Source organism: Stenotrophomonas sp. FW305-C-20-S1, assembly GCF_058783335.1.
Genome location: NZ_JBYTEK010000014.1, coordinates 1 through 9095 on the forward strand (window position 1 = coordinate 1; position 9095 = coordinate 9095).

13 protein-coding genes are annotated in these 9095 nt (G+C 66.8%); 1 reads left to right on the top strand and 12 read right to left on the bottom strand.

Translation table 11 applies throughout. The features are described from left to right. Positions 1-57 precede the first annotated feature (57 nt). The 11 genes from AC3WTC_RS09615 to ffh form a co-directional block, all read right to left on the bottom strand. Positions 58-465 (bottom strand): DUF1801 domain-containing protein, encoded by a 408-nt coding sequence (locus AC3WTC_RS09615; RefSeq protein WP_492711333.1) that lies wholly within the window; start codon positions 463-465, stop codon positions 58-60. Between the two features lie 34 nt (positions 466-499). Beyond that, positions 500-934 carry a DUF1801 domain-containing protein gene (locus AC3WTC_RS09620; RefSeq protein ID WP_033830650.1) on the bottom strand — a complete coding sequence of 145 codons (435 nt, stop codon included), beginning with the start codon at positions 932-934 and terminating at the stop codon, positions 500-502. Between the two features lie 76 nt (positions 935-1010). Then, on the bottom strand, positions 1011-1385 hold the full coding sequence (locus AC3WTC_RS09625; protein ID WP_032976001.1) for a DUF6404 family protein: 375 nt from the start codon (positions 1383-1385) through the stop codon (positions 1011-1013). 81 nt (positions 1386-1466) lie between these two features. Beyond that, positions 1467-1868: a 50S ribosomal protein L19 gene (rplS, locus tag AC3WTC_RS09630; RefSeq protein WP_025873818.1), complete on the bottom strand. Its 402-nt coding sequence runs from the start codon at positions 1866-1868 to the stop codon at positions 1467-1469. Between the two features lie 151 nt (positions 1869-2019). Continuing rightward, a complete protein-coding gene (gene trmD, locus AC3WTC_RS09635; RefSeq protein ID WP_025873819.1) occupies positions 2020-2778 on the bottom strand; it encodes a tRNA (guanosine(37)-N1)-methyltransferase TrmD in 759 nt (252 codons plus the stop codon). Positions 2779-2786: 8 nt separating this feature from the next. Beyond that, a complete protein-coding gene (gene rimM / locus AC3WTC_RS09640) occupies positions 2787-3299 on the bottom strand; it encodes a ribosome maturation factor RimM (protein ID WP_025873820.1) in 513 nt (170 codons plus the stop codon). Between the two features lie 45 nt (positions 3300-3344). Further along, complete coding sequence (gene rpsP / locus AC3WTC_RS09645) at positions 3345-3605, bottom strand: 30S ribosomal protein S16 (RefSeq protein WP_025873821.1); 261 nt, start codon at positions 3603-3605, stop codon at positions 3345-3347. 148 nt (positions 3606-3753) lie between these two features. Continuing rightward, positions 3754-4536, bottom strand: coding sequence for an aminotransferase class IV family protein (locus tag AC3WTC_RS09650; RefSeq protein ID WP_492711334.1), 783 nt, complete (start codon positions 4534-4536; stop codon positions 3754-3756). Continuing rightward, positions 4533-5609, bottom strand: a complete 1077-nt coding sequence (locus AC3WTC_RS09655) for an NAD(P)H-dependent flavin oxidoreductase (RefSeq protein WP_099842140.1) — start codon at positions 5607-5609, stop codon at positions 4533-4535. The genes AC3WTC_RS09650 and AC3WTC_RS09655 overlap by 4 nt, the downstream gene beginning before the upstream one ends. A gap of 88 nt (positions 5610-5697) precedes the next feature. Continuing rightward, positions 5698-6132 (bottom strand): hypothetical protein, encoded by a 435-nt coding sequence (locus AC3WTC_RS09660; protein WP_025873823.1) that lies wholly within the window; start codon positions 6130-6132, stop codon positions 5698-5700. Between the two features lie 55 nt (positions 6133-6187). Next, a complete protein-coding gene (ffh, locus tag AC3WTC_RS09665) occupies positions 6188-7564 on the bottom strand; it encodes a signal recognition particle protein (RefSeq protein WP_025873824.1) in 1377 nt (458 codons plus the stop codon). Positions 7565-7686: 122 nt separating this feature from the next. Here ffh and AC3WTC_RS09670 point away from each other — a divergent pair, with 122 nt between their 5' ends. After that, complete coding sequence (locus tag AC3WTC_RS09670; RefSeq protein ID WP_492711335.1) at positions 7687-8481, top strand: cytochrome C assembly family protein; 795 nt, start codon at positions 7687-7689, stop codon at positions 8479-8481. Positions 8482-8550: 69 nt separating this feature from the next. Here the strand turns inward: AC3WTC_RS09670 and AC3WTC_RS09675 are convergent, their stop codons facing one another. Beyond that, the gene (locus tag AC3WTC_RS09675) at positions 8551-9015 is read right to left on the bottom strand and encodes a YqhG/Tai3 family protein (RefSeq protein ID WP_059063500.1); all 465 of its coding nucleotides are present in this window, start codon (positions 9013-9015) and stop codon (positions 8551-8553) included. Between the last annotated feature and the right edge of the window lie 80 nt (positions 9016-9095).

A 9095-nucleotide genomic window follows, 5' to 3' on the forward strand; every position in this document is an offset into this window, starting at 1 on the left:
GGCCGGCAACCGCGCGATGCCTGGGAAGTCCATGGGATTGCCGGCCAGCGGCCGGCACTACCGTTTTTTCTTTTCCGCGTTGTGCCTGGCGGCGGCGCGCAGCAGTGCTTTCAGCGCCGCGGCGTTGGGCATGCCGCCTTCGTGGATGTCGATCGCGCGGCGTGTGCCGCCTTCCAGGCTGGCATTGAACAGGCACTTCGGGTCCGGCAACGCGGCGCCGTGGGCGAAGGTCAGCTTCACCGCCTGCTTGTAGGTTTCGCCGGTGCACAGGATGCCGTTGTGTTCCCACACCGGTGTGCCGCGCCATTTCCAGGTTTCCTCCACGTCCGGCAGCACCTCGTGGATCAGCGCGCGCACACGGGCGAGGATGTCGCCGCGCCAATCAGCGAGCTCGGCGATGCGGGCGTCAATCAGGGCGGCAGCGGGGAGAGCGGCATCTGCGGGATCGGACTTCTGCGTGGCCATCGCGTGGTCTCGTTCGGGGAAAGAACCTGGGGGATTACATACGTTCGCCAGGCAGCTGGCTGGCCTGCCGCACCCAGTCGAGGAACCGCGCCTCGTCCAACGGCTCGTCCTCAAGGATGTGCAGGTAGCGGGTGTCGGCGCTCTTGGACGGTTCAGGCGGAACAGGCTGCAACAGCGCGCCGCGAAAGAACGCGACCTTGATGTAGCGGGCGAAGCAATGGAAGCTGAGGAACCAGCCCTCGCCTGCAGCAACGCCGTACATCGGCGAGTTCCATTTCACTGCCTTGTGCACACCGGGCACGGCCTGTTCGATCAGGGCGTCCAGACGCTCACCAACGGCCCGTTTCCAGTCCGGCATGGCAGCGATATAAGCCTGCACGGGCGCATCGCCCTCACCCTTGGCGATCTGCGGGTTACCGCCGGACAGCAGCTTCGGCGCGGCACTGCTGGCAGGTCGCTTGGCGGGCATCGCAGGGGCCATGAGGGTCGAAGGCCCGAGCGTACGCCGCCGCCCGGCAGCGGTCACGGCGCACTGCGCCATGGTCTCAGAGGCTGCTGCGGAACTGCCGCCAGGTGGGCAGCTTGCGGGCCCCGCGCAGGAACCACATCAGGGTGGCCATCACCAGGCCGAACATCACGCCTGCCGCCACCCCGGCAAGCAACAGCAGTTCCAGCGCCGGGGCCCTGCCCTGCCACAACAGCAGCCACATCAGTACCGTCCAGAACACGCCAAACAGCAGGCCCTGCAGCAGCGTATTGGTCAGGAAACCGGCCAGTATCGGCGGCGGAAGCGCGACACCCAGCCGCCACAGCATGCGGTGCAGCAAGGGGGCCGCTTCCCTCCGTGGCACCCCGGAACGGTCCAGGAAGCGCAACGCCACCTGGATGTCCGCCGGGTATCGATGGTCGCTCTCATCCATCCACTGAAACTAACGAGGCGGCAGCACAAACGCAAACGGCCGCCCGAAGGCGGCCGTCGCGGCAACAACCGAAGTTGTTTATCAGCCCTTGGTTGCCAGACGGGCGGCCTTGGCGGCAGCAGCAGCAGCCAAATCTTCCTTGATGCGGGCAGCCTTGCCTTCCAGGCCACGCAGGTAGTACAGCTTGCCGGCGCGGACCTTACCACGGCGCTTCACTTCGACCGAGTCGATGATGGCGCTGTGAGTCTGGAACACGCGCTCGACGCCGTAGCCGTGCGAGATCTTGCGCACGGTGAACGAGGAGTTCAGGCCGCCGTTCTTGGTCGCGATGACAACGCCTTCATAGGCCTGCACGCGCTCGCGGGTACCTTCCTTCACCTTCACGTTGACGACAATGGTGTCGCCCTGGCTGAACTGCGGCAGTTCGCGGGTGATCTGGGCGGATTCGAATTCCGCGACGATGGACTTGTTCAGCTTGCTCATGGGTTACACCGATTCATTGTTCGGGTGGGCGTGTCATTCGACAGCGTGGGCTCATGCAGTCACCGGACTGTGCTGCACGTTTGTTTTGGGTACTGCGCACCGGCCGGGGCCGGCGTAATGGGCCATGATAGCCGATAAAGCAGGGCTGGCGCTAGACCTTGCCCTTTTCCGCCGGGACCTGGCGGGCCAGGGCCAGCAGCTTGCGGTCGGCCTTGCCCAGCGCCTGTTCATCCAGCAGGTCCGGGCGCCGCTGTGCGGTACGGATCAACGACTGCTGCCGGCGCCAGGCGGCGATGGCGGCATGGTTGCCCGAGCGCAGCACGTCCGGCACGTCCCCCAGCGGATGCTGGGCCGGCTGGCTGTAATGCGGGCAGTCGAGCAGGCCGAGGTCGCCCTCGAAACTGTCCTGCGCCGCGGATTCGGCGTCATTCAAGGCGCCTTCCTGCAGCCGGGCCACCGCGTCGATGATGACCGCCGCCCCCAGCTCGCCGCCGGACAGCACATAGTCGCCGAGGGAAATCTCCTCATCGACATTGGCGGCCAGGAAGCGCTCGTCGATGCCTTCATAGCGGCCGCAGAGCAGGACCATGCGCGGCAATGCCGCCAGTTCCCGCACCTTGGCCTGGGTCAACGGCGCGCCCTGCGGGCTGAGATGGATCACCCGCGCAGGCGTCGGATCGGCCTCACGGATCGCCTGCAGGCACGCCTGCAGCGGCTCGATCAGCATCACCATGCCAGGGCCACCGCCGAACGGACGATCGTCCACCCGGCGGTAGTTGCCCTCGGCGTAATCACGGGGATTCCAGCCATGCAGGCTGAACAATCCCTTTTCCTGCGCACGGCCGACCACGCCCAGCCCAGCGGACTGGGCGAGGAAATCGGGGAACAGGGTGATGACGTCGAAACGCATGCTCACACTCAGAACTCGGGGTCCCAGTCGACCACGACCAGATTGGCCTCGAAGTCGACGGATTTGACGAACTCCGGCACGACGAACGGAATCATCCGCTCGCGGTCACCGCGTACGACCACCACATCGTTGGCGCCGGTACTGAACAGGTGCGAGACCTGGCCGAGGGCAACGCCTTCGACGGTCTTCACATCCAGGCCCTCCAGATCGACCCAGTAATACTCGTCGGCATTGGGCGGCGGCAGCGCACTGCGGGCCACGAAGACCTCGGTGCCATGCATCGCCTCGACCGTGTCGCGATCCTCGATACCCGGGAAACGGGCCACCAGATGCTTGCCGGTATCCCGGCCACGGGCGCCTTCAAGTGTCGATTCCTGCCCGTTGGGGCTGCGCAGGATCCACGGTTGGTAACGGAAAATAGCGGAACGCGGCTCGGTCCAGGACTCGAGCTTTATTTCGCCGCGCACACCAAAAGCGCCGACAATCCTGCCAAGCAGGATGCGGCGCTCGTTATCTTTCATCTGCGTTCAATCAGATGGGCCGCACCAGGGCGCGGCCCGTCAGGATCAGGCCGCAGCGGCCTGGGACTTGCTCGCTTCCTTGATCAGGTTGCGAACTTTCTCGGTCGGCTGGGCGCCGTTCTTGACCCAATGGTCAACGCGGGCCAGGTCCAGCTCGATGCGCTTCTCGCCGCCCTGTGCAACCGGGTTGTAGAAGCCAACGCGCTCGATGTTGCGGCCGTCGCGGGCGCTGCGGACGTCGGTGACGATGATGTGGTAGAACGGACGCTTCTTGGCGCCGCCGCGGGTCAGTCGAATCTTGACCATGGTGGTTTTTTCCTATTGCCCAGTCGCCAGGATGGCGCGGTAAGCGGGCGATTATAGCGGCAGAGTCCGGCCGAGCCAACCCCGGGCGTCTACCCCGGGGTCAGAACCCTTTTACCGAGCAAAAGGGTTCTGACTCCAACGGTTCCATTCAGGAAAGCGACTGCCAGGGCACCCGGGCCAACACCGCCCTGCCCTGTTCGGCCAGAGCCTGCGAACCCGGCAGCGCCTGACCATTGATGGCATCCAGCGCCCACAACCCGCTGGCGTTGCAGGCGAAAGCCGCCCGCATGCCGGCCAGCTCATCCAGCCGCAACGGCCGGGTCTGCTGTGGGCCCACCCAGCCCGCCTGCAGCAGCGCTTCAGCGGTTCCCCGCAGCGCAGGCGCCTGTGGCCAGATCAGGTGTTCGCCGTCATGCACGGCCAGGTTCCAGGTCGTGCCCTCGCTGATCTGCCCGTCGGCAGTGACGAACAGCGCATCGTCGAAACCCGCTGCCAACGCGGCACGGCGCTGGGCGAACAGGCCAAACGTACCGACATGCTTGATCTGCGGCAGCTCTCGCTGCCATGTCGCGCTGCGTACGCATTTCGGCGCGGTCAGCGCGACCGGCGCGGAGACGGCAACCAGTACATCCACCGGCACGCTTGCCAGCGGCGCGCGGAAATCGAAACGGCGCGAGAACACGGTGACCCGCATCGATGCGTCGACCTGGCCGGCCTGTTGCAGCGCCTGCGCCATCCACGCCTGCACCTGCGCGATATCGAGCCCGCTGCCGAACAGTTCCTGCGTTGCCTTGGCCAGCCGCTGCAGATGCAGATCAAGACCCTGCACCGCGTTGCCGCGCACCTGCAACGAGGTGAAGTGGCCGTAGTTGGTCAGCGCCGGCAGCAGGTCTTCGGCCCGCGCCGTTGCGCCGTTGCAGGTCACCGTCATCGCAGCAGCGCCTGCGCCTGTTCCCACATGCCACGCAGCACGTCGGCGGCCGGCGCTGCCGGTGCCATCCACGCCGACTGCCCGGCCCAGGCCTGCATCGCAGCAAGCCGGTTTTCCTGCGTGGCCTGCTTGCGCATCGGTCCAGTCAGGCCACGCTGCACCGGGTACGGGCGCGGCGCGGGTGCGCCCTCGGCAGCAGCTGCACGCACGTAGGCAGTCGCCAGGCCGCGGCCAAGGCGCCCACTGAACGCGCGCGTCGGCCAGGTGTCTTCGGGTTCGCTGCGGGCCAATGCATCGGCCCATGCCGGCGCCACCGCTGCTTCGGGTGTGCGCAGGAAGGCCGTGCCGATCTGCACGGCGCTGGCCCCGAGCATCAAGGCAGCAGCAATGCCGCGACCGTCGCCGATTCCGCCCGCAGCGATCACCGGAATATCCAGGTTGTCCGCCAGCCGCGGCAGCAGTGCGAACAGGCCGACCAGCTGCTGCTCTGCACGCATCGGATCGAAGGCGCCGCGATGGCCGCCGGCTTCGGCGCCCTGCGCGACCACCGCGTCAGCACCCGCGTCCTGCGCAGCGCGCGCTTCGGCCAGCGTCGTAGCGCAGGCAATCCAGGCGATGCCCGCATCCTTCAACTGCTGCACATGACGCGGCGACAGCACGCCCATGATGGTCGAGGCCACCGCCGGCCGTGCCGCCAGCAGCGCACTGAACTGCTCCTCGAAATCGGCAGGCGTGGCATCCGCTGCGCTGGCCGCAACCTCCGGCCCCCACTGGCCCAGGAACGCACGCGTGGCGGCCTCGGCGGCCACATCGCGCACCGGCGCGGGATCGGGCAACCACAGGTTCACCTGCGCCGGCCCGCTGGACGCTGCACGGAAGTCCTGCATCCAGCGACCGATATCCGCCGCCGGCGACAACACGGCCCCCATCGCGCCCATGCTGCCGGCGTTGGCCAGCGCGGCGGAAAGCGGAACCGGACAGGCACCGGCCATCGGTGCCAGCAAGATCGGCAGCTGCAATGAAAAACGCCGACAGAAATCGTCGGCGCGTTCGAGAATCGGCGAAAGGCTCACGCGACGCACCTGTGGAAGGAGTCGCTGCCAGCATACGCCAGACACTGTGGACGGGAGCGTCGCCGCGGGCGATCCGCTCCCGCCCGGCTCAGCGTGCAGACACCGCGTAGGTGCGGACCAGCTGGCTGTCCATTTCTTCGTTGAACTTGAACGTCACATAGCGCGCGTCATCAGCGGCAAACTCTTCCTCGGCGCTGGCGCGACCGATCTCGGTGCCCTCGGCATCCAGCGCACGCGCCACCAGCTTGCCCTTGAAGGCCTTGTCGGCCACCACGTACACCGCCGCGTCCTTGGAGCCCATGCCACGGCTCTTGCCGAGGGTGACGGTGAGGCCCTGCGCGGCCAGGCCCGGATCGGCCTGCAGCGTCACGTTCATGCGCTTGTCCACGCCCTCGCCCAGCCCGGCGACGAAATCGGCAGCGGTACCACTGATGGCACTACCGGCCTTCTGCGACACGGAGGTGTCGTCCTTGCAGGCAACCAGGCCCAGGGCCAGCGCCATCACCACGATCGACTTGTTCATGCACATTCCTTTGATTGATTCCGCGGGTTGTTCAAGCGTTCGATACAGCGCGCGCTCAGCGGAACGGCATGCCACGGCCGCCCATGGCGCCCATCATGCCCTTCATGCTGCGCATCATGCCCTTCATGCCGCCACCGGCCATCTTGCTCATCATCTTTTCCATCTGCATGTACTGCTTCATGAGCTTGTTGACGTCGGCCGGGGTCACGCCCGAGCCCTTGGCGATGCGGGCGCGACGCGAGCCATTGAGCAGGTTCGGGTTGCGACGTTCCTTCTTGGTCATCGAGCCGATGATGGCGATCATGCGCGGCACTTCCTTGCCCTGGCTGACCTGCTGCTTGAGGTGCTCGGGAATCTGGCCCAGGCCCGGCAGCTTGTCCATCAGGCCGCCGATGCCGCCCATGTTCTGCATCTGCTCGAGCTGGTCGCGCATGTCGTTCAGATCGAACTTCTTGCCCTTGGCGACCTTCTCGGCCAGCTTCTGCGCCTTGTCCTTGTCGACCTGCTGCTCGACCTGCTCGACCAGCGACAGCACGTCGCCCATGTCGAGGATGCGGCTGGCGATACGGTCCGGGTGGAACACGTCCAGGCCTTCCGGCTTTTCGCTGACACCGACGAACTTGATCGGCTTGCCGGTGATGTAGCGCACGCTCAGCGCGGCGCCGCCACGGGCGTCACCGTCGGTCTTGGTCAGGACAACGCCGGTCAGCGGCAACGCATCACCGAAGGCCTTGGCGGTATTGGCCGCGTCCTGGCCGGTCATGGCATCGACCACGAACAGCGTTTCAGCCGGGTTGACCGCAGCGTGCAGGGCCTTGATCTCGGCCATCATCGCTTCGTCGATGGCCAGGCGGCCGGCGGTATCGACCAGCAGCACGTCGACGAACGACTTGCGCGCGTCATCGATGGCGGCGCGGACGATGGCCTCCGGCTTCTGCTCGGCGCTGGACGGGAAGAACAGCACGCCCACCTGGTCGGCCAGCGTCTTCAGCTGCTCGATCGCCGCCGGACGGTAGACGTCGGCCGAGACCACCATCACCTTCTTCTTGCGCTTTTCCTTCAGGTGCTTGGCCAGCTTGCCGACCGTGGTGGTCTTGCCGGCGCCCTGCAGGCCCGCCATCAGGATGATGGCCGGCGCGGGAACGTTGAGGTTCAGGTCGCTGGCTTCGGCGCCCATCACCGCGGTCAGCTCGTCGCGCACGACCTTGATCAGGGCCTGGCCCGGGGTCAGCGACTTCAGCACTTCCTGGCCGACCGCACGCACCTTGATGCGTTCGATCAGGGCCTGCACCACCGGCAGCGCGACGTCGGCTTCAAGCAGGGCGATGCGGACCTCGCGGGTCGCCTCGCGGATGTTCTCTTCGGTCAGGCGGCCACGGCCGCGCAGGCGCTCGATGGTGCCGGAAAGGCGCTGGGTCAGGGACTCGAACATGCGGCGCAACCTGTCTGAAAGCGGGGGACAATAAGGCCCACAGTATAACGGGTCCATCGCGCTCCCCGGACTGCGACGCCACGCCCGTCGCCAGCACCGCGGGGGTATGCGAAACTTCAACGATGACAATCGTTCTCATCGCCGTCCTGTTCTACCTGGCTGCCAGCGCCCTGCTGGTGCGCGCCCTTGGTCGCAACGACGGGGTGACCTCGCCCGCCTGGCTGTGGCCTGCGCTGCCGGCGATGCTGCTGCATGGCGGTTACCACGTGCTGGTGGCGATGCGCACGACCGGCGGCCCGGACATGCACTTCTTCGCCGCGTTGTCGCTGGTCGGCCTGGGAATGGCCTGGCTGACCTCGCTGGTGGGCGCGCGCGGGCGCATGTCCACTCTGGGCGTAGTGGTGTTCCCGCTGGCCGCGCTGCTGCTGGTGGTCTACCACGGCTATGGCCATGAACCGAGCAAGGTGCTGGGCTGGCGCCTGGCCAGCCACGCCTGGCTGGCACTGCTGGCCTACGCCACGCTGAGCATCGCCGCGCTGCTGGCGATCATGCTGTGGCTGCAGGAGCGTGCGCTGCGGCGCCGTGAATTCCGTCCGTGGCTGCGTGCGCTGCCGCCGATGGCCGATCTGGAATCGCTGCTGTTCAGGGTGATCACCGTCGGCTTCGCCCTGCTGACCCTGACCTTGGTTACCGGCGTGCTGTTCGTCGACGACCTGCTGGCGCAGAAGCTGGTGCACAAGACGGTGCTGAGCGTGCTGTCGTGGATCGTGTTCGGCGTGCTGCTGATCGGCCGCCGCCGCTATGGCTGGCGCGGCACGAAGGCAGTGCATTGGACGCTGACGGCGATGCTGTTGCTGCTGCTGGCGTTCTTCGGCAGCCAGTTCGTGATCGAGCTGGTGTTCGGGCATTCGCGCTAGAGGCGTGCCGGCCAGCGGCCGGCAATCGGAGTACGGTAGATCCACGCCATGCGTGGATGCCCCGGAGGCTCAAGGCAGCGGTTGGGCCAGGATCCTGCGCACCGAGCGGCCACTGTTGGTGAGGATGTCGTCGACCTGCCAGCAGCCCTCCCCTTTGCGCACCATCGGCACGCGGGTCACGTAGGCCTTGCCCCAGACCGGATAGCGCATTTCGACCTGGCCGGCCGTGGCCGAGGCCTGCTTCCAGCTGTAGCGCACCGGGCTGTCGATCTCCCCGTCCTGCGCGTCCAGCCACGGATCGGAATCGAGCGTGCAGATGCCCTCTTCGCGCACCTGGCAGGCACGCTCGCCATGCAGCGCCTTGGCAAACGCCGCACTGACCAGTGCCTGCGGCGGCTCCAGCAGGTCGCCCTTGCCGGTGGTCGCTTCGAAGAAGGCCCGCGCCACGTCAGCCGGTTGCTGGCAGGCCGGCGCGGCCTGCACGGTGGGGGCCAGCAGCAGGCCGATGATCACCCACATCCCTGTCTTTCGCATATCCAGTTCCTTGACGGTGGAAGGACGCCGGGCATGGCCCGGCGCTACCCCTGCGTGTTGTCCGGTAGCGACAGGGACAG